Consider the following 25,042-nt stretch of genomic DNA (forward strand, 5'->3'; position numbering starts at 1 on the left):
TCTTGATCGCTCAGCAGTGAAACAGTCAAAGGTTAAATTTTGCCTTCTTCAAGAGTGAAAAAACACAACTCAACCGTCGTTGTTTGTTGACCCAATGAAATGCTGATCGTTGAGTCCGAGACAATCATGGAGATTGCAGGACTGCCATCACGAGCCATAACGTCCTCTAGGTAATCGAGCTGTTTTCGATCGTGAGAGCTTGGATCGGATTTGCAGCCCTCGGATGAGAATGCCATTCGCCTAGATACGAAACGATCCCGCCAGTTCTACAACGACACTCATCGATATCTCCTTCTCCACCGGCAGTTCCGCGCAGGAACTCTTGGGGTCTTGCAGTGCTGTCCTCTCACCACTCGGTGTCCAGATTGCGGTTACCCATGGCGCCGCCCATTTACTTTGCGTAATCCCCTCTGTGAAACCTGCGGTTGGCCTTCTTTTGAAACACTGGCACGGTCCCGACTCAAACGTCGCTATTATCAAGACGCCCGATGGCTCAACAACTGGTTGACTCAATGCCAGCGGGACAGAGCCGCTCGCGATTACCCACGCTGATCAATATCCAAAAGCTGACCCACGAAAAGTTCGATGTGGAGCGGCCGAGGTTCTATTATCCAAGCATAGAAAAGGCGTATTACGTTGCGTTCGAATCACAACAAGAGGGTGTATTTCATAACGCCCGTTTGGCGCGCTTAAACGTTCTAACGCATGAGAGGCCTCTGGGTTTGAGGTCGACCAATGTCTCTCAATGGCATCCTGAGATTCATCCGTCCCATTTTGAAGGTGCTGGAAGAGCCAGAGTGCGACCTCCCGGCTCAGGTCTAACCACGCCTAACCCAGAAATGATCACTCGAATCAGTCTCGCCATTCGGCGGATCCTTCGATGGCAACGGGCCGCTTTGGACGTTGCCCACACTCTCAGGTGGGTGGACCTGAGAGAGTTGCGCCCGGAACAGGTTCGGGAAGGCTCACCTCCCCGTGTACTGTGTATGGCGATCAGCTTCTGGTTCCGTGCGATTACTCTTATGCACGCTGGCAGCACCGGTGCCGGCACCCCGGAGGACCACGAGCTGTGTCGGTTGACGTTTTACGAGCATTATCCCAATCTTCCGGAAGGTGTATACCTGAAAGATGAGCAGGGCCGATACCTTAGACCGTCGCCCAATTTCGAGCGCTGGCTTTTTCTGCGTGCCTCAGACTACGCATTTTCCGAATTCGTCCAACTGGCTACGTGGATCCACAAACGGACGGAAGATCCCTCTGTAAAATTTAAACAAACCGTGTATTCGTGCCGCCACGACCGGTTTTCCATCGTACAGTCACCGTCACGCATGTTGGAAGTGCGCCGCCAGGGCAAAAGGCTCACGGCTAGGTACTGGAAAGATAGTCCGCTAGTCGACATTGCCTTAAGCCATAAAGCGCTCAGCGCCATTGAGGCATGCGCGAGACATAGGCCTTGCGATTGCCCGCAGGGCAATCGATTCGGATCCCCATCGCGTTAGCCCAACCGGAGTCCACGCGTTGTTTGAAAATCATCTATCCAGGGCTGAAGGCAGAGAGTACCTTTACTCCAGAGTGCACCCATCATCCATAGTTGGCCCGGTTGGTCCTCACCCTTATGACAAACGCGCAGTGATTGGAAACGCCGGCGTGGGAAATGCCCGCTAGATACGCAAGTTAGAACGCTACCCCCTGCTGCGGAACGCCAGGAACAGTAAAACGACAAACAGTTTTTGGCCTGTGTTCGCTGCTCTGACTCAGGCCTTATCAGGCAAGATGGTAACCGCGCCAGCCAAATCCGAACCATTCATTATTAGCAACGTAAAATCGTCATCGGGATGTATGCCCTGCTCGAAGCATTGGACTCTGCGCAGCCAGCCCTCGCTGCAAAGGCCAGAAAAGTAAGCCGGGAGCTCCTCCGCCCTGAATGGTCCTTCCCGAAGAGGGAGACTTAAGCTGAGAGATGGACCACCCAGCTCAAGGTACTGTTCATCATAGGTAAAAGTTATCCAGCCGTCGGACCCTTTCTCCAAGGTACCAACGACTTTATCGTGCAGGCGCACTACTGCTTTGACTGGGAGCGGCAAAGTATTCTCCGTGAAGTTCCGGTTAAACCAGCATTGAGCTCGTTATTTAAGTGGTGGCCTAATTACGTCTGGAAAAGTTCATTGTTGTATAATTGACCAACTATAACGCTAGAAGGTGGCCGGCATGACTCATTCGCCCGACGGTCTATCCCAGGCTCCCAGCGCCGATGCAATGCGCGGCCATGTGGCGCTTAAAGGTTTCTTCAGTATCTGCGCCGAATGGCAGTGCTCTGCCCATGAAATGACCCAGCTTCTCGGCGGAGTCTCCAGGGCCACGCTCTCCCAATATCAAAATTTGCCCTACGTCAAACTTCCGAATGAGACTCTTGAGCGGATCAGCTATCTGCTGGGAATTTACAAGTCTCTTAGGTCAATGTACCCCACGGCAGAGCGAGCCAGTCGCAGAATGCGTCTTTCGACCGATGATTTCCCGTTCGTTGGAGAGTCTGCTCTGCAATATATGACACGCGGGACCACAGAGACCCTGGCCCTGACAAGACGCTATTTCGAAGCTATGCATGCCTCACAATAATGCGCTCTATTCTAATACAGTCTCAGGATCACGGTGATTTTAGCCCCTAATACATATCATCGTGCCTGCTAGGGGTTCACCTGGTTCAACATCTTCGGCCCGTGATACATGTTCATGACTCCGTAGGTCGGCCGGGACCGGACCATGCTCGGGTTGAACTGGCCCACCATTCCGGAACCACAAACGCTCCTTTGCAATCATCGTTTCCAATAAAGCCCATACTGCCTGCACCCTTTCAAAGAAAAGCTCGTAATTAGGCTCGACTGCATTATTTGGTAGTATTTGCTTATCGTCACGGCGGATGAAGATGGTTGCCTGATGTGACCTTAATAATTGCTAACTAATGCATGCAGTCCAGGCAATTCGGGAAAATAAGGAAACTCATGTTTGACTGGATCAGCCAAAACTCAAGCACGCTTTCCGCACTGGCTAACGTAGGGATGCTTTTGGTTTGGATCTTCTATGCTCAACTCTTATATAACAACTTTCGTCGTCAACGACATCCACGCCTTAGTGATCAATTTGGCAGTTGGCGATGCGAACCTGGACTCGCCCTGTCTGATTTGCAATATGAGCAATGAGCCTGTCTTCGTCGAAAATATTCTTGTGGATTTGGAGACCTCGGCCGGGACCTACTCAGCAAGAGTAACTGATATTGGTGAGGAAGCGGCACCGACTAAGCTAGGCTCAACGACTCGGCAGGGACCACTAGACAGTGGCCAATGCCTTGAGATTCAAAAATTTAGAGAGCTTCTTGAAAGGACAGCAGAAGCAGGGCAACTCAAACTTATCGATGCTAAACCAAACGACCCGGAAGTGACCCTCAAGTCGCTGACAGTTACGATTATCTCAATATATGGGCCGGAGGATAACCCCTTTGGAGCATACCGAGAATTTGAGCTGAGCTATGATAACGCCGGTCCGGTAAGGATCACGCCGACTTCTATTGATACAAGACGCCTTAACTCCCGTCAGGGGAAAAAGCGAGCTAAACAATTAAATATAGAATCCATCTAACCAGACCATAACGGCAGCCAAATGGCCCGGAGGGGTTGCTTCTGGCCGGTCCACAGCTATCAGCGAGCAGAGTTCTGCTAGATCGTGCGGATCACCCGAGTTTTAGCTTGAGGCAGTATTCAAGACGACACGACCACTCACACTAATTCGGAAGCAGTACTAACTATCAGCACGAGCTCGTGGGCGATCTACCGCTCAACTGTGCGGTCGTGCAGAGATTGGTTAAGGCAGAAAAGCATTGTTAGCTGACCAGCACCAGCGCAACACCAAGCCCATACAGCACAATAACCGCGGCGCTTTCCGTGCCGATCCGAGCGACGCCCTGCTCCTGGCGCCGGATCAGTCCCATCATCAGGGTGCTGGTCATTAACAAAGACAGGGTGATCCATATAATGGTGGCGTCGGATACCGCGTGGTAGATAGAGCCCTCGCGATAGGCAACGTCAGACGCGGCCGTAAAGAGCGTATCAAATGCATTACCGCCGATTATGCCGCCAACGGCCAGGGTCAGAGCGCCCCGTCGGACGGCCGCGACCGATGTCACCAGCTCCGGCAGGGAGGTGCTGGTAGCGGTCAGCAATACGCCGACCGCGGTTTGCCGGGCGTTTTATTCGCCAATCGCGCCTCGCTGATCCAGCGCCGGACCATGTTGGCGTTGAGGCCGTTGTCCAGGGAAACCCTGCAAACGGATGCACCAGATTCCTGGCATTGGGCCACAATCTGGGCTTTGAATTCCTGGGAAAACTGGCGACGACGCTGGTAGGGCTTGGTTACGCTTAATTCGCTCATGTTGAGTGTCCACTAGAAAATAAGTGGACACTATCCTGACGGCGGCCGCGCCAAGCTCAAGATGGGATTACCGGACGCTTACTCACATACTGCGATAGCCGTACCGTTCCAACATGACGGATTGAGAAGACCCTCACTCTTCCACGAAATCAAAGTCAGCACTGTCATGACGCCGAGAACGTTGTCCAAGGCCATTGCACCTGACTGCACTATTGAAGAGCTCCGGAACAGAGTAAAAGGCTCGCCATTCTCCCGTTTCCCGGTCATCGATGAGGGTGACCATGTTCATGGATATCTTTACAAAGCCGACCTGATCAATCTGTCCGCGGATAGCGATTTAATGACTCTTGTCCGGCCCGTTAAGCAAGTAAAGGCTGCCAACAACATCGAGCTTGTATTTGCTGAAATGCTGAGAGAACGACAACACCTTGCAGTGGTCTGCGATGAGCTCGAAACTTGGCTGGGACTCGTTACGATGGAGGATATTCTGGAGACCTTACTGGGCACAGAGATTATGGACGAAACCGATAAGGTGTCGAATCTTCGCAGGTATGCCAAGCAACGCTGGACCCGGAAAGCACGTAAGCCCATCACCTAAGTTCGGCCGCGCCGTTAAAGCCCGCGAGCGCTATAGCGAGTCGTAACGCTCGCGTGCTTACACGCGTACTGCCTGAAACAAGACGGGGAAAGGCCCGTTAAATTCCAATCGAACCCTTCCCTACCAGTTACGGTGTCTTATCGGCTTGACCTAGAGTGAGCTGACGAACCCAGCTCTTAATGTGCTCGAGGTGGTTATCTTCCTGAGACAGAGCATGGCGGAATTTGGCAGCCGTTTCGTCCAGTCCCATTTCCTCGCAGAGATCCACCAATAACTCCCAGGCCCCATTATCTGTCATTTCAGTGGTTAGCAAGGCTTGGAGACACTGGCTGAGCGAAGTTCGGGGTTCGGTCATCACCTTCTGGATCCCGAGAGCTGCAAGAGCGGACACATCCGCATCAGGTGTCTGCGCGGTGGGGTCTGCCCCGATCGATTCCATCACCTCCTTGACCATCAGGAAATAAGGCACGCTACCGAACACATGTCACAGTAGTCAGCGCAGGTATTGCACGCTTCCAGGCACGAGGCATAGTCATCTAGGTGCATTTTCATCCTCCATGATTTCAGTTGTTTTCGGTCTTCGACGGAACCCAATTTCACGGTATCACTCTGACCGATACCCTTTCCAAGTTAACATTTTGTAAGGCTGCCAAGTCCCTTCCCCTTTACAGGGTAAGCTCTCTCTCGAGGAAAATCGTCTCAACTGAGCCCGTACTCAAAAACGGCAGCTCGGGATCTGTGCTATTGCAGAGAATGTCCAGTCACGGTGTCGTCCTGTTAGTGATGTCACCTTCTATCTATATCAGCCTCTGGCATCGTAGCTGATGGCGAAACCTTCCCATCTTTAAACTTCGTGACCCTCTCGACTTTAAAGTTCGCATAAAGCCTCGGATGCTCAAGCAGCTCATCAATTCCAGCCGCTTAGGTTGCCGTCTCGTCGAGCCACAGTTCTGTGAATTCCCGGGTGGGGGGCAAAACCAGGGGAAAGGCTTTTTCGTAAGGCTCAAACTTGAGGTGAGCGTTCCAGGTAATAACGACACAGCTATACCGTCCGTTTGATAATGGGCGATACAAGGCTCCCAGCAAGAACGGTCTGGTCCCTTCCATCAAATCTGGTGTTTTCGCCCATCAACCTTCTTAGACTCGCCAATTCCTATCGCCACCACTATGCCCCGATGATGGCGTAGTGATTCTTTCCAGAAGGGGGAGTCGAGTTTTCGAGCATTGAAAGTTGTGCGCTTCCCGACTTCGAGCTGACCGCCTCGGGCGACACAGTCGAACCACCAGGTAGCGTTCTCCAGGCGCGTGCGCCTCATCTTGGATGATTAACCCGCGGATTTGACGACCTAACCCATAAAGTAACTTATCGCTCCGATTCCTCTGGAGCCATCTATTTACTATGGATTAGCAGACTCATCGGTCAGTGTCGGGTATCGCTATCAACTCGATTCGGCCAGTTTCCATAAAAAGGACCTGTTAAGTGGAGCTCGGGCGATGGTGAACTGATCTCATAAAACTAGCCGTCCGCAGATCATAAACTGCAACAGGGCCAAGATTTCAACCTGACCATCTTCACGAGCGAACGGTCTGCGCTAATCGCTTCCCTAAGCCCAGAAACAGCAAGGGTGAGTATTGCTTAGGTCCTGACCCCTTTTGCTACCGGGCTCCTCTTCGACTCTATTAAATCAGAGAGTCAATGAGTCTGTCCGTACTCCTTCATGACGTCCTGAGGGCCGCCATACTCTTTAGACGGCAGGTCCTCAATGGCACCTATAACCTCTGAGGGCGCATCGTTCTGCTTGGCTTTCTGCATCAGGCCCTGCTTATCCGCTGGGTAATCCGCTCCTTCGAGGTATTTCTGAACGTTCGCCGGTGACTCTCCTCCAACTCCACGTGTCATAACGTTATCTCCTCATCTCTTGGCTACAACTCGTTCGGTCGGGCTAAGTGCCGACTCCCACGGATCAATGCATCGAGTATGCCAACTAGCCAACAGCCAAACACTTCAGCGGCAATTAACACCGTATCTTATTGACTTGGCATTGCTTTAATGGGTTAAAGAGATTGCCTTGGGCAGCAAGACCTCTGACTGCACGCCGTCTTTTGCACGTATGGAAGGGCTTAAGTTGGATAAATTTCAATAAGCCTTGAAACAATTGCTGACGCTATAGGCCCTAGGCATCGTCGTAAAAGACCTTGGAGTCAGCCGGCGCTGCTCTTGCCGGGGTCTCGTTGTTGAGTCGCTCCTGGCAAGCTTGGGAGGAATAACAGTTTGCTCAAGGGCGATGACAGCCTTCGTAGTGGTTCAATGATTCCGGTCACCAACGTAGGTGGTAGTGTCACCACAATAAGCGAGGTGTCTGGAGGCAAATTGAGGAGAAACGGGTGGATCGCTAACGTTCGCTTTTGTTTAAAGGGGGGTCATGATTTCACGACCGGAGAGAGACGTTTTGGTGCGCCATATCAACAGCGATTCGAGAAATGACTCATCTGCATTACTCGAAGTGAATGGCAGCATAAACCGTCTGGATCGCATTTTTAAGCACCCACTTTGGCAGCCCGGTTTCTTCCCTCAACACCCGGTAGGCTTCCTTTCTTGACGCCTCACGTCCAGACTCACGGACCACAGTGAAAAAACCCACTGCAGCAGACTGTGCATTCTGCCGATCCTTTAGGCGCCTCCTTTCCTCGTGGTCTCGATGATTCTCGACAATCTTTTTCGCCAGATTATGAAAACGATGGCTCAAATACCCGGTTGAAACATTTGCGTATTCGGCAACTTGCTTCAAAGTCGGAGGATTCTCCTGCTCCTCTAGATATTTCACGATTTTCTGGAAAATCTCTTCATGATGTCGAAACGTCTTTTTCCGCAACTCTAGGTGTTCCGGCAGATGGTTCAAGTTAACTGTGGTCAGAAGCATTGGATTTACATGGTGAGCACAAGCCAAGACTTGGAAAAGAGTAAGATTCATTAGATAGGCGAGTCTACGCAGACTGATCAAGCGGCAGTGCGTCTTCCAGTTTCGGGCATATTTCTCGACGAATTTGTGGACTTCGGGACATACTTGAGGTTTTTTATTTTCCCTTTTTAAAAACTCCTCTACCGCTCTAACGAAGTCACTCAGATTGCACATCCCTTTACCAACCATGCCGGGCCTTGACGCCCTCTCGAATATTTCCAGGATGTCATGAGCAGCGCAGTCCCATGAAGGAGCAATATCCGCCGGCACCAGTTCGTGCTTCCGTTTAGACAAAGGTTGCGAGCAATTCACGCATGAGCCTACCAACAGTCGCGCACTGAGGGATTCTTGAGCACTGCCACATTTATCACAGCGATCAAGCAAGCAGACACGATGAACTGGACAGCGAATCACCGCTCTCATGTGCCAGATTTGCTTGAAATATAAGGGAGCTCCAATTCTTTCCATCTCCGCAAAGCATTCAGGACACCACCGAAAGCCGCCTATTTCGCAGCCAATATCGCGAACATGGCGTTCAAGGAAGTCCAATGGCTCACAACTCATTTCATGCCCTGTTGAGTCGCGCAATGTCTGCCTAGTTACGCGAGATAGCAGATTCACACGTGCCAACGTGATCAGCCCGTCTTTTCCGAGCCGCCACGTGTCGTTACTTTTAAACTTGTGCTCGCTAATGTCTAAAACGTGCCTAATGAACATGCTCCCGGAGACCCCATGCCAATAAGCACTCCTCAACATATACGAGGGCAAAGATTCCACATCGGAAGTACCCCAACCCAGTAATTCCAAGGGCAATAGCTTGTTCATACGCCGCCCCTATGTCCGATTGCCGATTTCATACCGCTTTGGCTTTCGCTGGAACGGCTTTGAGGTCCCAGAGGGCTTCTTTTTGCCTCGTTTTTCGGGTGGCCGAGAAGTTACCGCTGAGGTCAGGACTGAGCAGGGCAGGATTCCCAGAGTCTGCTCACCAATGAGAATTTCGTCCGCAATCGAGAAAAGCTGCTCCGAGGATTTGATGACAGATTGGAGCGTGGTCAAACCAATTTTGCTTCCCGCGGCAACCGCGACTACCGAGGCCTCGTATAGGATTGCTCTCACCAGACCAATACAACCAAAGCTTGCTCGGTAAAGAAGTTCTGTCTGGTCTAGGAGATTGGGAATAGATTTATCCAGATCCAAGAACCTTTCGTAGTGGGCGAGTATCCAACGAAACTCCGCCATATCATCTTCGTTCTGGTGATAACGAGACAGATGAACATCATATTTGCGCGCTTCAAGGTGCGACGAGCGGTTAATAGCCTCGAGAATCGGATAGGTTCCAGCGATGATCAAGACCACTTCGGCTTTTTTGGCCATGACCTTCAACGCATCCATGACGCCAGAAGCCGCCATAGTGTCCCTGCCTGCAAAACGGATGTGCTGCGCCTCATCAATAACTAGATAGCGGGTTTTCCGCTGCTTCAACGCTCTGATAAGGGCCCGATTGAGTGTCTTTTCCCTGGCTCTTTCGAGGCGCGAATCTATGACAGGATCGCCCCAACCATCAGCAGACCACGACGAGTAAAAAGGATGCTTGAGGATTTCCAATGCTTGAAGAATGAAGGATCGAAAGGTGAACCTTGCATCTTTATCATCATTTACCAGTTCAACGAGAACTAATGGCTGCTCTTCGCATTCCGAGGGCAGATCATTTGTGAACAGAACTTTCAGCTGATTCAGGAGCTCCGATTTGCCAGCCCTAGTAGGACCAATCAGGGCAATTACATCGCCGGGTTTCGTCGTCGACATAAGAACAAAAGCTTTAGCAAACGCCTCCTTCCAATTTCGGTGTGAAATTTTAATGTTGAGATTAGCCACCTTTGCGACATCGATATTTTTTAATTCTTCCACGATTAGTTCTCCCAGCTCTGGATACTGATGGGTCTGATTACTGAGCTCTGATTTCCGGAAAAAATGTCGAGATCTTCGCCATCATTTTCCTCATCCCACTCAATCTCCCACACAGGAGTAGACTTCGTTTGTTTCTTGAACTCGTCTAATTCGCGAATTTTTTCAGCCAGCTCGAGATCATGCTGTCGCGAAATTTTTCGTCGCAGCTCAGCGGCCTCATGTTTGATCATCCCCAGGACAAGCTGAGAGAAAACATCTTTTGATGAGTATTCGGTGATTCCACTGCTGTAACACGGCTCCCATTTGTCTCCGACACGGGCGAAAACGAGATTCGGATTCTCAGGGTCCAATCGGACATCGACACGTTTTACACGGCCCTCCAATTTGCGAAGCGGTGGAGAGTAGTACCAGGTGTTTTTGATATTGATACCGCGCTGGGGATCTAAGGCGTATTTCTTGTCTTCCACCGCAGTTACGGCGATGAACTGCGAGTCGTATTCAACGGGTTCGGCATAGAATGGGAATGTCTCGGTTTCAACTTTGAAAGCAGAGTCTATTGGAACCAAATTTCCACCGCGGCACTTGTTTTCACGCCAATCTCTGTAGGCCAGGAGCTCCTTGTAAAAATCGACCGGTTGAAGAATGGCCGCTTTTTTTGGAGCTTTTTTACCATCGACTGAGCGGGCTTCCTGTCGATCGGCAAGGTTGCCAGGACGCTGACAAAGCCACTCCTTTTTGAACTCGCCAAAGAAGCCTTCGACTTCACCACCATATCTTGGTGATGCAGAAGGGCGAAGTGTGAGAGTCAGTCCATAATGAGCCATCAGAGAGGCTAGATAGACCGATTTAAAATCTGGCCCCCGATCAACAACGATTTCACGAGGTAGCCGCCCATGTTGGCGCACACAGTCCCGGAAGACTTTTGCGACAGATCTTCTCGAAGGCGCACAAAAAGAAATCGAAAGACCAAGAATCTTGGATGTGGCCAAATCAATTAGCGCGGTTATCCAGGGCCGTTCAATGTAGACCTCGCCTGTTCGAGAGAATAACACCAGGTAGATATCTGCCAGATAATGGTCCGCTGCAGCCAGCTGCCAGGGAACACTTGCCTTTAGATGACGCTCTTCGGGAGAGGTCGGCGAAGCCATGGCATTAGCTTTACGGTTACCCCCTCTGGCTTGCCCGAAAATTTCTCCAGGAATTCTCTTGAGCTTGATGAGAAATGTCTGAAAAGAAACCGCTCTGAATTGGGGGTGGCTCTCCTGAGCCCGAGCTTCGTACTGTTTGTATCCTCGGTAGCGAGATAAGCCCTGAGCTTTGATGTAGGTCCCCATTAAAAAATCCATCAGGCACTCTTCAACAACAGTCGGAAGCTTTCGGCTCCGGTTTCCACGGAGATGTTGTCTAGGGATCAGTGACTGAAAGTCGCTTAAGTTGCTATGTTGCCCAAGTTCTATCAGTCGTTTCCATCTCCTCACGTTCCTGCTTGATATTCCCGACTGCACTTGCTCAAGCCGATAAAGTGCCCTCTCAGCCGCAGCTAAAGTAGGCACAAGCTCAATGCCTTCACTTTGTACTAGCCCATCTCGATAAATCTGTTGCTCATTGATAAGTTCAATTGCCTGCTCCAGTAGATTCTCGTTCAATGAAACGAGGCAGTTTTCGAGATCCACAATTCGATGGCGCTTGAGGTCTGCCGCCAAAAGACCACGATCAATGGCGTGAACAAGTGGCGTAACTTCTGTCAAATCGAGCTCTTTCATCAATTCATGAAGACTGACTGCAAAAGCGTCCTCCAAAACGCTCCTTACACGGTTCTCATCTAACGAAACGGACGCCGCGTGGTGACGTGCCAGGAGTATCAGATCAAGATTTTCTATCAGGTACCGATCCGCTGAGCTGTAAACATATACAACGTGCTGAATACCTAACTTTGCGAAAGCATTGTAAGCAGGCTTGAAAACGAACTGGTTATCATCAGATCCCTCCCAATCGTCCGGATAACTTTTGAGCAGCTTAGCTACGGTTTCTGCTGCTTTTACTTCGACAACTCGTGGACCACCAGGAGTTAGGATGAGGGCGTCTGGCGTATAGCTCGACCATCGTTTGCTGCCATTTTTAATCGTTTTGTGGATCTGCACTGGGTCTGGCTGATCTAATGCGACCAGCACTTCATCGTTAAATTCACAGAGTGTTAAGAATGCACGTTCAGGTGACCTGCTTTCGGTAGAGTAAGTCCCACCTCTGAGCTTTCTACTGGGCACAAACGAGACAAGGTTGTCTTTTGCATGGGTACCTACCATTCTCGATGGTTTTTCCCAGCTGGCCCTGACATAGCGGTCGGCAGTTTCAGGAAGGTTATCGTATCTCGCCAAATAGCAATCTAGTTGTTCATCATCGAACATATCGCCCCCTCTGACTCGCAGCGGCCGAGCTTTCAAACGGCCAGGTGCCACCCGCGAACCAAATTTTCGAGATCGGAACTTGACGAGGGAATTTGGGAAGGCAATACTTAAGTCGCCAAACGAAGGTAATTACCTTCCCAAAAACCGGAGCCAAGTCATTGGTTTCGGTTTTTCTTTTTCAGCCTTCCATATTTTTCATCTCCCTTAGTTTCCGTTTTTGTTTGAGCGCAGACTCTAGATCTTCATAGCCTTCCTCGCGCCCATCGACTAACCCTAGCTGGACAGCAATTCGATAACTTTCTCCGCGCACCGGCGCGCGCTTTCCGGAAAGCACCTGATAAACCAGTGCCTGAGAGAACCCGTTTCGCTTGGCCCACCCGCTAACGCTTAGACCTCGGTGCCGGAACTCCTCTTTTACAATCTCGGGATCTCTCATCTAAGCCCTACGTTTGAATTGCCTTGAATAATTCAAACGTAGAACTATAGTGAAAGGTATTCAAGTTTTTTAAAAACAATTTGACAGTTGAGGACCATTTTGGAATTTCACCAACGATTGGCGTCGGAAAGAAAGCGGTTGGGTATGACTCAGCGAGAATTCGCTGAGTCCTGCGGAGTCAGGCCTGCAACGCAATTCCTATACGAGAAAGGCGATCGGTCACCCAGCGCGAATTACCTCTCTAGAGCGCTCGAGTGTGGCGCCGACCTTACAGCACTTTTTTTTGGCGACGATCAGATTCAAGCTGGAACCTCACTTCCACTCGAAGAGATCACACGGCTATATGTTCAATGTGATCAGATTTGTCGTGATAAAGACGGGCGACTGCTGGACCTTGAGGAGAGAACAGCGGTGTTCAGAGACCTATATATTAAGAAAGCGATCCAACTTGAAAAGTTGGCCAGCTGACAAAATTGGGCTCATGACAGATATGAAGATGTCCAGAAAATTTAAAATTTCGAAGGAAGAAACACTCGGCCTTTTATTTCATGGGCGTTTAGATCAATTTGCCGTTCGATCTTTTGCTTACAGGAAATTGGATCGAGCAGCGTCGAGTGACCAGATCTTTGAAGCACAAAGAGCACATACTCAATGGAAACGGGCCGAACACAAGATACTTTATGGTCGCCCTTTAAGCTTGGAGCAAAACATAACAATCAAAAATCTGGTCAAAATCTTTCGTACGCCAAAGACTGACCTCGTGAAACTTTTGTATGCGAGAGCCATTACCAAGAGTGGCAGACTACGTTGGCATGAGCCATTACAAACTGGGCTGGCTTTTCTGACGTTATTAAATGCGGGCCTCGCTTTCTTGTGGATTTTCCTGGCTAGCCACGATCTCATCGTGAACAGCGGCGCGAGCCTGCCTGCCATCGCTTTAGCGATGTTCATAATTCTGTGTATTCCAGGGTTACCCGCCGTTTATTTAGCTTACGGCGGCATAGCACCCCTACTCGCCTATAGAAGGCTTTCGAAAGCTGCAAAGAGAATTGGAGTACCGCTTCAATGGCGCAGTTAAACCTGTTTTCTCAGCCGAGCAAAAGACGCCCCTTTTGGTTTTTAGAACAGGCAATGAATCTCCTAGATATAGTTAAGGGCGGCAAACTTGCCAATAAAGATTGAAAAGCTGCCGTACTCGCGGACAATTTATGGTTAAAAAAAGCGGACAATTTATGGTTTAACTACCATTCAGCCCAAGATCCGGCTGCCGGCAGCACTCACTTTGCGGACAACTATTGTTATCCTGCAGCCAGGATTCTAGCATTGCTGCCCTCCCACTCCGGGGTCCGAAGCGAAGGCATTCCTACAACCTCAGTTTTTGCCAAGGGCTGTAGCGGCAGACAAATGCGACCCTGCCTCTGATAGGATAGCGCCGCACGGCCTGCTACAGTTACTGATAGGCAAAACCGGTGCAACCGTATGGTCCGGCCACAGAATGAGGCGTCTCCACGATCCAACGTCTTTAAGCTGGCGCCAGGGCTTGCGGCGACATTCCTGATTTACCTGGCGAGCCGGCTTTTCTTCAAATCCAAAGCTAAGGAGGCAACCTCATGAACGTTCTGTCCTTACGCCTGACTCTCATGCTGCTGTGCCTTGCCCTACCGGCTTGGGTAGCGGCCTTTCCGCCCCAGACCAGCATTGAGTTGAGCCCGGGGCAGAATGGCCCCTTTACGCCACCGTCGGCAGGGCCTGACTGGTACCGGCTCACTCTGGGCTCGTTTTCGTCAGTGACCCTGTACAGTCAGCGCTCAGAAAATGCGCTAGACGGTATAGAGCCTTCGGCCACCCTGCTGAACAGTGATGGGGAAGTCATCGCCACCGCTGAAGATAACGCGCCCAATGAACAGTTCCGCATTGAGGAACGCCTGGCTGCCGGCACCTACTATTTGAAGATCGACGCACCTCTGCTGGTGTCCCGGGACGAGGCGGCCGTCCGGTACGAACTGTTCTGGCGTTAGCGGGCCTGACCGGAGCCACTCAACGGGCAGGAAGGCTAAATGGGCTCGGCATCGGACCCCTTTTGGTCAATTAAGGGGCATACATCAGAGCGCTCGAATATGTCGAAAGCCAGAAGTCCCGTTGTGTCGTGTTGCTTACCCTGAAACACGGTAACAAGTTAAAGTAAGGGCACGGCGACTGGATTCTGGTTTCGCTCAATGCCCAAGAATTTTTTGTCCTAGGGCCTTCCTTCGTATACAACTAATCTGGATACCCTAAAAATAAAGCGAGGAACGGCATGCACTTTACCTCCGACCATCTTGAAGAACTCAATCTGCTCGCCCTGTTCAATCTGTCTTCCGCTCAGGAGGGCATCAAGGTCCACAAACACTCTGCCACACCGGAGGCGGTGGCAGCCGCCGAGAGACTGTTCCGGAAGGGACTGATTACCCAGAACGACGGCGGCTACCTGACCAGCCTGGGCATTGATACCGCGGAGCACACCCACAAGCTGTTAGCCGTACTGACCAGCGGACAGTAACCCGGCATTTCTCTCAACAAATCTATTACAAAACAACACAGGAAATACCATTAACACCACACTGTAGGTCGAACTTGTGGCCTACCATGAATAGTTGTTCATAATCCCCGAGATCGGTTCGGCAAATCTGGCGTCCGATCTCAGGGTTCAGCTTGCTGATTTGTTGTGCTCAGCCTGCTGACAGAACGCTGATATTCATTTTTCTGGTGTGTACAGATGGTCCGACTGGCGGTGTTGGCTGCATTTCTTTTCCTGACTGGCTGCGAGAGCTTGCCGCAGGGAACGCTATTCGAAGAGAGGGGAGGCCTGTGGGGTTCGGGAAACTCGAATTCCGGGACGTCCGCATCAGACAGTGAGCAGTCCCATGCTCCTTCTGAAGTGGAGGCCCTCTTCGCCCAGCCGTACATCGACCCCCTCACGCGCTACCTAAACCGACACGCTGACAAAAGCACTCAGCCGCCCAGGTTGCCTGACGTGCGCCGGGAACGGGACCGACGCTGCGCTATCGTTTCAGAGCGTTTCAACGGCAGAGCGCTGACCTCGGAAACGCTGGCGTCCTATCGGGCCGGCTATGCGTTCTCCTGCCCGAAAGAGGTTGACCGCTTCGGCCAACGCCTGGCAGATCAGCAATCCCCTGCTATGGAAAAAGCTGCTACCGAACCACCGACGGTCGTCTCTTCACGTCTGTCCAAGGCGCTGAACGACTGCTACCTGCTGACAAGGATTCGTAATTTCTCCGACGCATTGCAAGCCTGCAGAGGCCCCGCTGAAGACGGAGACCAACGGGCTCAGGTCAACATGGCGCTAATCTCCCACAGCCTTGAAGACTATTCACAAGCCCAGAAGTGGGCGCGAGAGTCAGCGCCGGATTCTCCCGAGGCCGCTTTTCTTCTTGGGCGTATGTATTTGGGCGGCCAGGGGGTCGAGCGCGACAACGAAAGTGCACAGCGCTGGTTTGCTCAGGCAGCACAGCAAGGGCATCCGGAGGCGAAAGCGATGTTGCAGAGAGCTGAGGGTCGTGACCCAGAGATGAGTATAACGAATCGGTAGGATAGAACCTGATGCAGGCGGATTTTCAGCGGTATTTGCAGTCCTGGAGGAATCCGTCCCTGGTGCAGGCCATCATGTTACTGCTTGGCATGCTGGTGGCTATCTTTTTCGTCGGCATGCTGCTGCTTTCCCACCTCAATCTCAAGTACTCCCAGGAGGGCATGGCAGAACTTCGTCGTGACCAGATCAGCGATGTGGTATTGACCGGTCTTGCCCGCATTGACGCCCGCCAGATTGAGCTTCAGCGTCACACCATGACCCTGGCCCTGTTGGCAGAGACGTTTCACCGTCTGGCAGTGGAAAGCCATGACCGGTCGCTACCGGTCAGCGACCTGAAGAAACAGCTGGAGCGCTCCCTGAGCGACCATATCCGGGATTTCGGAGGGGCGGACGGGGCCGGCATCTGGTTCGAGCCCGGCGTTCTCTCGGCGGCAGGCCAGACCTACGCACCCTATTTTATCAACACCCCAGACGGACCCAGAAAACGAGTCCCGGCAGGCCGGACCGGAGAACACTATCGGGAACAGCCGTGGTTCCAGCATACTCTGGGGCCGGACTGGCGCCCCCAAGACCACTTGGCAGGGAAAACCTACTGGTCCGCGGTTTACTTTGATTTTGAAGCCGACCGGGCGGTTTTGACCCTGGCCCGGCCCATTTTCAGCGGTGCCCGGTTGATCGGTATGGTGACCACTGACTGGGACTCCGCCCAGATCATCGATCTCGTCAGCCGGGTGGAGATCACCGACAGCAGCTTTTCCTTCCTGACTGACAGGAACAACCGCAATCTGTCGAGCCTCAGCCGAAGCGACGATGTCCTGCACACCCAGCGCATTATTGATGCCGTGCTTGCCGAGCGGTTACCCGCCGAACTCAATGACAGTCCGGAGACGTCGGAAACGGCAGAGGCTGGGGCACTGGTACCCGAGCGACTTCATGTGAAGGAACTGGCAGTGGCAGACGATGCTTACGAACTGCACTATGCCTCCACCCCTGCAGGCATGGTCTACGGTGCCGGGGTGCCCCGTAATGAAATCGATCAGGTATTGCTACCGATGCGGGACACCAACTACCAGATCCTGACCATCACGGGTTCGGTACTGTTAATACTGAGTCTCTGCCTGCTTTATCTCATTCTACAGCTGATGCAGGAGCTGCAGGCTTCCTATACTGATTCGCTGACCCGGCTACCCAACCGATCGCGATTACTGAAAGATCTTCAGCGTCGGCAGGGCGCCTGCCTCTTCATCGTCAACCTGGACCGGTTCAAAGAGATCAATAGCCTGTTCGGGACAGCTTGTGGAGACCGGGTACTGGTGTCACTGGCCGACCTGCTGAACGGCTTCACCCATCGGCATTCTCGTACCCTGAACGCTGCCGTATACCGATTGTCCGGGGATGAATTTGCCCTGTTGGGGCCAGCCTTACCCGAGTCTTCCATGAAGGAATTCGCTACCGACCTCACGGAACTCCTGCGCAACCACCGGGTGCACTGGGAGCGGCAAGCCCTCAGCATGGATGCCAGTGCCGGCATTGCCTGCCGCCAGGCCGAAGATGGCAGGGGGAGTGCTGATCAACTGCTGAGCCAGGCGACCATCGCCCTTCTGCTAGCCCGAGCACAGATGCGCAATTACCTGATCTACGATGCCAACCAGGAAGTGGAAAAGGACTACGAGCGTAACCTCTACTGGGCCCAACGCCTCAAGGACGCCCTGGAGCAGAACCGGATCGTGCCCCATTTCCAGCCCATCTTCGACAATCGCAAGGGGCGGGTCTGCAAGTTCGAGTGCCTGGCCCGAATGATTGAGGGGGAGCACCGGGTTATTTCAGCAGGCCAGTTTCTCGGCATAGCCAACAAGCTCAGGCTGAATCGGCAGATCACCCGGATCATGATCGAGAAATCCTTTGCCCGCTTTCTGCACGAGGACTATGAGTTTTCCATCAATCTGTCCTATTCCGATCTTGTGGAACCCGAGATTCTGCAGTTGCTGCTGGGTCATCTAAGGGCCAGCAACATCGGCCACAGGGTGATTTTCGAGATCCTGGAATCCGATGGCATTGAGAACTACGAGGATGTGCTCTACTTCGTGGAACAGGTGAAGCCCTTTGGCTGCCAGATCGCCATCGATGACTTCGGAACCGGCTATTCAAACTTTGCCCACCTGCTGCAGCTGAACGTAGACATCATCAAGATCGATGGCAGTCTGATCCAGCACCTTGATGAGGACCCGACGGCGGCCCTGGTTACCAAGGGCATTGTCCAGTTTGCCCGCAGCCTTGGCATCAAGACCGTGGCTGAGTTTGTTCATAACGGCGCCGTTCAGGACCGGGTTGTGGACCTGGGTATCGATTTCTCCCAAGGCGCTTATTTCAGTATGCCGGTCGCCCACCTGATAACCGAGTTCCATCCCGGCACAATTCCGTTGACATCTTCCTGAGCGCGGCCCTCAATAGAGCGGCATCGTGGAGCTGAACAGGGGGATGGGTATGAGTCTGGTAGACGAATTCAAGGCATTTGCACTGCGCGGCAACGTAATTGACATGGCCGTGGGCATCATTATCGGGGCGGCCTTCGGCAAGGTGGTCTCCTCGTTCGTGGCCAATATCGTCATGCCGCCGCTGGGGCTGCTGATTGGCGGGGTCGACTTTGCCGACCTTGCGGTAGTGCTCAAGCCAGCACAGGCAGGCCTACCGGCCGTAACCCTGGGCTACGGCATTTTTCTACAAAGTGTCGTGGACTTCCTGATTATTGCGTCTGCTATCTTTGTTGCTATCAAGGTGATGAACAATCTCAAACGCACGGAAGAAGCAGCACCGGCTTCCCCACCCAACCTGAGCAAGCAGGAAGCCCTGCTGACGGAAATCCGCAACCTGCTCGCTGATCGATCCCGGTCCTCTACCGTAGACAAACCCTGACTCGGCGCGCGTGCCCTGGGCGCTGTCAGGCTTTTTTACAACTTCTCGGTTTAACTCAACCCTAATAGTTTTCAACCTCATGTTTTGTTTATGACTTTCATTATTGGCCTGGAAACTGCTTTCCAGGCCAGACCGAAAGTCAGGCAGGCACCGGCCCCCACCTGAGCTACCACCAACCCAGGGTTCGGAACCAGCAGTAAAAAGGAATGAACATGAAGACCTCCCTATGGATTCCCAAGTTCCTGGCCAGTGCCGTGATTCTGCTCTGGTCACTTGGCGCCCAGGCTATTCTCTTAGAGCTAGAGCCGAGTAACGCGGATACCACCGTCAATTCTCAAAAGGCACTTAAAGCTGACGACGTAGCTTCCTTTTTCGAAACCTCCTCCATTCTTACGCTGCTTTATAAAAGCAACTTTGGCGGCAGCGACGAAGGCAGCCATGCTGGTTCGTACACCACTATATTCAGTGGTAGTGACATGAATGATCCGAACAATGCCCGGATCAGCAGGGTGGATGGTGGTAGTATCATCCAGTGCCCCGAGTGCTATCTGGTGGTCAAGGATGGCAACCAGCCCCAGTACCTTTTCAACCTCGGCAGCTGGGATGGCCAGTCAATTGATCTGACTGGGTTTTACCCGGAGAAAGGTGCCATTTCCCATGTTGCGATCTTTGGCAAGACAGTCCAGGTTCCCGAGCCTGCCACACTGGGCTTGCTGGGTCTGGGCCTGCTGGGCCTGGCGGCCCGACGTAAAGCCAAGGTCAGCTAAAACGCTGTTCCTGCGTCAAGGAGGCCCCGACATCGGGGCCTTTTTTGTGTTTGCTCCCTTCCCCAATTCTGCAATTTACTCTTCAGTGATACTCGCCAGGCCAAATTGATCGGATTTAACAAATGAGCCGATGACGCTTAAAAGAAGTAATTCTTATAATACAAAGCGTTAAACAATTATGGTTTTTTAGACGTCTAACCGTGTCAATGTGGCCAAATCATTTCTGTAACGATTAAGTACACTTTTTCACAGTACATCTGTACCAGACTAGTAATACGACGCGACTCACCCTTTGGATGCGTTGAGGTCGGTAGCAAAAACAACAATCGGAGTCATCAAATGATCGGTCATTCACGCTTTGCCAAGCGCGCGATCAGCTCATGTATCGCTATTTCCGCAGCCACCCTGAGCCTACAGACCAGTGCCAGTATGGGTAATCTCGGTACCACTTACGGAGTCTTCCCTACCGACGTCGCCACCGCGCAGTCACTTTCCATGTTTAACAGCCAGGTGTCCGCCACTTATTACAATCCCTCTTACCTGACGAAAGACGAACGCGGCGAACTCACCTCGGGCATTGTGCATTCGGAGCAGGAACTTCGCGCCGATCGCCCGGATGCCGACGGCGATATTCTTTCTGATTCCCCGAGCCAGCATGTGCTCATCGGCATGAAAACTAACCTGGGGTCATTGACCCGGTTCAAGCACCCCATTTACCTGGGCTTTATTGCCGGTGTGGAAAAATACGGCAAGGAGATGCTCGCGTTCAGTTCCGAAACCAGCGAAACCGGCCAGTACCTGCAATACGGTAAAGAGCCCCTGTTCCTCAGCGTTGGCGGTGCCACGCCCCTGTGGCGCGGCATTTCGGCAGGCTTTGCGGTCAGGGTAACCCTGGAAGCCGCAGCCCAGCTTGATGCGGTATCAACCCTGGGCGGGGAAACCAGCCGGGAGCGCCTGGCCGTTAACGCCGAACCGTCCCTGAAATCCATCCTGAGCACCACCATAGACTATGGGGCCACCTTCTGCCCCGACAGTAGCTGCTTGCTGACCGGTTGGGAGACCGCCCTTGCCTACCGGGCCAAGTCCTCTGCCTCTACTTCGGTGGACTCCAATATCATCGTGACCCAGACCATTGCAGACCCGGGCCTGAGCCTTGCGGTGGCCACTATCGACTCGTTCCAACCCGAAACACTGGTCCTCGGGACACAGTATCAGGGTGAGGGATGGCGAATAGGGGGCAGCGTCGAGCAGCAGAACTGGTCAGAACTGGAAGAGGAGTTTGCTGGCGATACCATCAAGGACCAACAGAACGTTGCCGCCGCTGACCGCATCCGTTTTGACGATATCCTGATTCCCCGCCTCGGCGGTGAATACGAGCTCAGCAGGAACTTCGCGGTTCGTGCCGGGGTTTCCTATGAAGAATCCCCCCTCAAGACGACCCGCAACCCCCAGCTCAACTACTTTGACACCGACAAGATTGTCGCGGGCATCGGCATCAGCGCCACCTACGACCGCACCCGTCTGTTCGCATACCCAGTCCGCCTCGACTTGGGTTACCAGTACCAGCAGCTCCAGGAGCGGGACTTTACCGTTGTGGATAACTCCGGCAATGAGCAGAACGTCACCGCCGACGGCGACATCCATGTCGTCAGTGGCTCTATTACCCTGAAGTTCTGAGGAGAGGTTCTGCCATGAATTACAAAAACATACTGGCGCTCGCGCCTGCCCTGGCCCTGGCTGCCTGTGGCGGCGGTGATGAACAGAACATTACTGCACCCCAGACCCCTGGCTCGGTGATCTACTCTTACCCGGCCGACGGCCAGTCGGAAGTCAGCCCCAAAGCGGACCTGGTGCTGCGGTTTTCCCATGCCCTGACTGATGAAGCGATTGCAGAGAAAATCCGGGTTACCGACGGCACGGACGATATCGCCTTTACCGCTGAGCCCGTGGACGATGGCCGCAGCCTCAAGCTGACCCCCAACGGACAGCTACGAGCAGGGGCCAGCTATTCGGTGGAGTTTACTGAAGCCCTGCAGGCCGAGGATGGCCGCCTTATCCCCAACCCCAACGCTGATGGCCCCGAAGGTATCCAGTTTTCCACCCGAGGCGCTTTCTCCGGAATTGCGGCATTGGACAATCTCAGCGGCGAGTTTAGCGTGACTGAGATGATCCCCTCGGAGGGCGGTACATTCCGGCCCATGGACTTCTCCACATTCCGCTTGCGCCTGAGCCAGCCAGTTCATCCGGAATGGCAGGAAAAAGGCGGTGTAATCAAACTGGAGGACAGTGCAGGGAAAGAGGTTCCGGCGGTTGTCCTGGTCAAGGGCCGCTATGTCACCATTGACCCCTGCACCGCCGAGGACATGGCTGAGTGCGGCAGCAAAGTGGATACCCTTACTCCGGGGGAGACCTACACCGTCAGCCTGAGCAAACTGCCCAGTCTCACAAAAGAGTCAGCAGTACTGGATTACACCGCCAAAGTGACTCCCGGGGACACCAGCCCCACCGTGGTACTCTTCCAGGAGGTCATCGATTCGGGTCTCAATGCCGGCACTGAACCCCGGCGCTCGGTGCTGAACGGCCAGATCATCAATGGCGTTACCCTTAATTCGGTGCTGCAGGGCATCGCGGGCCCGTCCCAGCAGACTGGAGGCCTCTTTGCGGAGCTGGCGTATGCCCCTGCTTTCCGGGCTGACGAGCCGCTGCCGTTACGGGTACCCAGGGGCAGCGTGCTGCGCAGCAGCAGCCTGGACGTGAAGGTCAACGGGACCGTACCGGTCATTGATCCCGTCACCAACGCCATGCAACAGACCGGCGAGATCAAGGTCACCATGTTGTCGGACGCCACCGGCTATATGATGCCCAACCCCTACACCAACGACGACAGCGCCCCGCGTCACATCAAGCTGTTCATGGATGTCGCCATGAACACCGAAGAGGCCCAGCCTAACGCCTCTTTGTCCCAGGACCTGCTCGGGGTGGAGCTTACCGGTATCGCCATGGTTGAACAGGGCACGCTGACCATCGACGCCATCGGCATGGTGGAACCCAAGCTGCTGGGACAGGAGTACACCGACTCGACCATCGCGTTTCGCATTGAAGCCGCCACCGATGTGGACTCGCAGCTCGACGCCTCAAGCCTTCGTGAGCGGGACACTACGCCACCCAGCTTGGTGAGCTGGATGCCGGGCCCAGACAATGCTCTGCCACCGACGCGTCAGGCCATGCAGCGTCCTGGCGATCCGGTCATCCTGAACTTTGATGAGCCACTGGACCAGGATGCCGTTAAAGGCAATGTCATGCTTTCGACGAGCTCAGGCGATATCGGCAACCTGAAGACCAGGGTTGACGGTACCGTGCTTGTGATAAATCCGAGCGGCGGCCTTCAGCACGGCATGGAGTACACAGTAAGCGTCAATGGAGTGACAGACCTTGCAGGCAATCCTGCAACGGTTCCAGCCCTGACCTTTCGATTACCGGATACGACAGCCGACAACGGGCTATCGGCTTCACCCATCGCAGTGACTACCTATCCCGGGTATCCCTGTGTCACACGCGACCTTGATACTGGCAATGACTCCCACGGATTCTGTGCTGACAAGCCCTCAGAGGAGGGTGTCACTCGGCCAGATAGCCAGCCGCCTGAGTATCTGCCTGTCACCACACTACCGGAGGACAGGCCCATCGTTGTGGTCTTCTCTCAGTCCATGAATCTCGACTCGATCAACGGCGATACCTTCATCGTCGAGCGGGTGACCAGCGAAACAGATGCGCTTGGCAGTGGCGGTCCGGTCCCCGGGCGAATCGAAAAAAACAGGCAGCGCATCCGCTTTTACCCCGAAGAGCCTTGGGTAAAGGGCCAGCTCTATCGTTACACCATGGTGTCCACCCAGGATGGCGTATGCTCCGAAAGCGATCCCTCCTTCATCTGTGGCGACAACAACCTTGCGCTTCAGACAGATGCTCTGGTTGATCCAACCGACATTGGCGGCAGTAACCTCAGCATCTATTTCCGTGGGGAAGAAAAACTCGACTCTGTCTTTACACCTCTACGGAATCTCCCAGTCCGGGATGTGAATGCCAACTTCATGATCGAACCCGAGGAACCGGCTGTGTTTCCGTCCGACGACGAAATCGGAGCTCCTGCAGTGGTAATGGACGATGGCCTGAACCCGTCTTCCAACGCGGCCAGACTCCGACCCGCGGCGGCGCCCTTCATCATTACCAATGAGGGGGAAAGCCGCGTTGGCTGTGAGGTCTCGGGGCCAGACTGTCCGGAGGACAAGTTTATTTACCAGACCGGTGGTCTGAACACCGAAGTGATCGGTCCCGTGGACCCCGAAGATCTGTCGCAAGGGGTTCGTGTTTTGCTCTACCCGACAATGCTCGTGGCGACGTCCATAGATATATACCTCGACGGTGATGCATTCGCAGACCTCGTTCTCGACCCTGCTGAGCCTCAGGTTACCGGGCCTCAACTTCTTCGCATGCGCTACGCAGACCTCGACGGCGACGGCGTACGTGGTGATCCGATCCCCGGGGTAATTTCCAGTAACGGCGAGGGCAAGCCGATATTTACGACCTCGGCTGACTTGTTGCTTGATGCACCGGCTCTCACCCTGCCGTTGGGTAATGTACTTGCCCATAACCTGTTCGGGTACCAGCTGACTCTGGAGCTGGGCGGAGACATCACGTTCTTCGATGATGGGCGCATGCAGATAGAGCAGCGCAACAGCAATACACCACCGATTACCGTGGCCGTTGAGATAGAGGACACGGCGCTGGAAGGGGCCGTCGACTTCATCAACTGTCTCGGCGGATTGCTAACGTTCAATTTCGAGAAATGTGAATCACTGGCCGGAGGCTCCAGCGAAGGAGCTGTTGTGATACCCCTTGAGATTCCCCAAAACGGCGTCTACCTGAACTTCCTCTCCAATCCGGTCAAGGAGATCCCGGAAGCCCATTAAACTTGCCTCTTCTTCTGCTCTCCACTCTCGGCCAGCCTTCGGGCTGGTCTTTTTTGTGCCGCGAAACGGCTTTGCCC

General features: G+C 53.2%; 22 protein-coding genes. 13 read left to right on the forward strand and 9 right to left on the reverse strand.

Going from position 1 to position 25,042, the window contains the following annotated elements; genetic code table 11:
* Positions 1-1,754 precede the first annotated feature (1,754 nt).
* The gene (locus G7W63_RS20190; protein ID WP_423202283.1) at positions 1,755-2,060 is read right to left on the reverse strand and encodes a HipA N-terminal domain-containing protein; all 306 of its coding nucleotides are present in this window, start codon (positions 2,058-2,060) and stop codon (positions 1,755-1,757) included.
* Positions 2,061-2,208: 148 nt separating this feature from the next.
* Here G7W63_RS20190 and G7W63_RS07845 point away from each other — a divergent pair, with 148 nt between their 5' ends.
* Positions 2,209-2,616, forward strand: coding sequence for an antitoxin Xre-like helix-turn-helix domain-containing protein (locus G7W63_RS07845; RefSeq protein ID WP_207308922.1), 408 nt, complete (start codon positions 2,209-2,211; stop codon positions 2,614-2,616).
* Positions 2,617-3,078: 462 nt separating this feature from the next.
* Positions 3,079-3,633 (forward strand): hypothetical protein, encoded by a 555-nt coding sequence (locus G7W63_RS07850; protein ID WP_166255769.1) that lies wholly within the window; start codon positions 3,079-3,081, stop codon positions 3,631-3,633.
* Positions 3,634-3,874: 241 nt separating this feature from the next.
* Here the strand turns inward: G7W63_RS07850 and G7W63_RS07855 are convergent, their stop codons facing one another.
* Both G7W63_RS07855 and G7W63_RS07860 read right to left on the reverse strand, forming a co-directional pair.
* Positions 3,875-4,213, reverse strand: coding sequence for a hypothetical protein (locus G7W63_RS07855; RefSeq protein WP_166255772.1), 339 nt, complete (start codon positions 4,211-4,213; stop codon positions 3,875-3,877).
* Positions 4,207-4,422, reverse strand: a complete 216-nt coding sequence (locus G7W63_RS07860; RefSeq protein ID WP_166255775.1) for a transposase — start codon at positions 4,420-4,422, stop codon at positions 4,207-4,209. The genes G7W63_RS07855 and G7W63_RS07860 overlap by 7 nt, the downstream gene beginning before the upstream one ends.
* Positions 4,423-4,588: 166 nt before the next feature.
* Between G7W63_RS07860 and G7W63_RS07865 the strand changes: the two genes are divergently transcribed.
* Positions 4,589-5,020, forward strand: a complete 432-nt coding sequence (locus tag G7W63_RS07865) for a CBS domain-containing protein (protein WP_242634358.1) — start codon at positions 4,589-4,591, stop codon at positions 5,018-5,020.
* A 127-nt stretch (positions 5,021-5,147) separates the two neighbouring features.
* On the opposite strand, the gene G7W63_RS07870 is transcribed toward G7W63_RS07865, so the two are convergent.
* The 6 genes from G7W63_RS07870 to G7W63_RS20195 form a co-directional block, all read right to left on the reverse strand.
* A complete protein-coding gene (locus tag G7W63_RS07870; protein ID WP_166255781.1) occupies positions 5,148-5,489 on the reverse strand; it encodes a hypothetical protein in 342 nt (113 codons plus the stop codon).
* A gap of 1,224 nt (positions 5,490-6,713) precedes the next feature.
* Positions 6,714-6,920, reverse strand: coding sequence for a DUF2795 domain-containing protein (locus tag G7W63_RS07875; RefSeq protein WP_166255784.1), 207 nt, complete (start codon positions 6,918-6,920; stop codon positions 6,714-6,716).
* Positions 6,921-7,515: 595 nt separating this feature from the next.
* Positions 7,516-8,805: a TniQ family protein gene (locus G7W63_RS07880; RefSeq protein WP_166255787.1), complete on the reverse strand. Its 1,290-nt coding sequence runs from the start codon at positions 8,803-8,805 to the stop codon at positions 7,516-7,518.
* Positions 8,806-8,814: 9 nt separating this feature from the next.
* Entirely contained in the window at positions 8,815-9,888 is a 1,074-nt protein-coding gene (locus G7W63_RS07885) for an ATP-binding protein (RefSeq protein WP_166255790.1), read from the reverse strand.
* A gap of 2 nt (positions 9,889-9,890) precedes the next feature.
* Positions 9,891-12,293: a Mu transposase C-terminal domain-containing protein gene (locus G7W63_RS07890; protein WP_166255793.1), complete on the reverse strand. Its 2,403-nt coding sequence runs from the start codon at positions 12,291-12,293 to the stop codon at positions 9,891-9,893.
* A gap of 178 nt (positions 12,294-12,471) precedes the next feature.
* On the reverse strand, positions 12,472-12,729 hold the full coding sequence (locus G7W63_RS20195) for a DNA-binding protein (RefSeq protein WP_166255796.1): 258 nt from the start codon (positions 12,727-12,729) through the stop codon (positions 12,472-12,474).
* A 117-nt stretch (positions 12,730-12,846) separates the two neighbouring features.
* Between G7W63_RS20195 and G7W63_RS20200 the strand changes: the two genes are divergently transcribed.
* The 10 genes from G7W63_RS20200 (at position 12,847) to G7W63_RS07945 (ending at position 24,965) form a co-directional block, all read left to right on the forward strand.
* A complete protein-coding gene (locus G7W63_RS20200; protein WP_423202284.1) occupies positions 12,847-13,197 on the forward strand; it encodes a helix-turn-helix domain-containing protein in 351 nt (116 codons plus the stop codon).
* A gap of 13 nt (positions 13,198-13,210) precedes the next feature.
* Complete coding sequence (locus tag G7W63_RS07905; RefSeq protein ID WP_166255802.1) at positions 13,211-13,807, forward strand: hypothetical protein; 597 nt, start codon at positions 13,211-13,213, stop codon at positions 13,805-13,807.
* Between the two features lie 532 nt (positions 13,808-14,339).
* Positions 14,340-14,747: a hypothetical protein gene (locus G7W63_RS07910; protein WP_166255805.1), complete on the forward strand. Its 408-nt coding sequence runs from the start codon at positions 14,340-14,342 to the stop codon at positions 14,745-14,747.
* Between the two features lie 278 nt (positions 14,748-15,025).
* Positions 15,026-15,268, forward strand: a complete 243-nt coding sequence (locus G7W63_RS07915) for a TIGR02647 family protein (RefSeq protein WP_166255808.1) — start codon at positions 15,026-15,028, stop codon at positions 15,266-15,268.
* A 474-nt stretch (positions 15,269-15,742) separates the two neighbouring features.
* Positions 15,743-16,318: a tetratricopeptide repeat protein gene (locus G7W63_RS07920; RefSeq protein WP_166255811.1), complete on the forward strand. Its 576-nt coding sequence runs from the start codon at positions 15,743-15,745 to the stop codon at positions 16,316-16,318.
* An 11-nt stretch (positions 16,319-16,329) separates the two neighbouring features.
* Entirely contained in the window at positions 16,330-18,753 is a 2,424-nt protein-coding gene (locus tag G7W63_RS07925) for a bifunctional diguanylate cyclase/phosphodiesterase (protein WP_242634359.1), read from the forward strand.
* Positions 18,754-18,802: 49 nt separating this feature from the next.
* A complete protein-coding gene (mscL, locus tag G7W63_RS07930; RefSeq protein ID WP_166255814.1) occupies positions 18,803-19,231 on the forward strand; it encodes a large-conductance mechanosensitive channel protein MscL in 429 nt (142 codons plus the stop codon).
* A gap of 212 nt (positions 19,232-19,443) precedes the next feature.
* Positions 19,444-19,998 carry a PEP-CTERM sorting domain-containing protein gene (locus G7W63_RS07935; RefSeq protein WP_207308923.1) on the forward strand — a complete coding sequence of 185 codons (555 nt, stop codon included), beginning with the start codon at positions 19,444-19,446 and terminating at the stop codon, positions 19,996-19,998.
* Positions 19,999-20,337: 339 nt separating this feature from the next.
* Positions 20,338-21,675 (forward strand): alkane uptake protein AupA, encoded by a 1,338-nt coding sequence (gene aupA / locus G7W63_RS07940; RefSeq protein WP_166255820.1) that lies wholly within the window; start codon positions 20,338-20,340, stop codon positions 21,673-21,675.
* Between the two features lie 14 nt (positions 21,676-21,689).
* Complete coding sequence (locus tag G7W63_RS07945; protein WP_166255823.1) at positions 21,690-24,965, forward strand: Ig-like domain-containing domain; 3,276 nt, start codon at positions 21,690-21,692, stop codon at positions 24,963-24,965.
* Positions 24,966-25,042 lie beyond the last annotated feature (77 nt).

Source organism: Marinobacter salicampi (genome assembly GCF_011074795.1).
GTDB classification, from domain to species: Bacteria; Pseudomonadota; Gammaproteobacteria; order Pseudomonadales; family Oleiphilaceae; genus Marinobacter; species Marinobacter salicampi.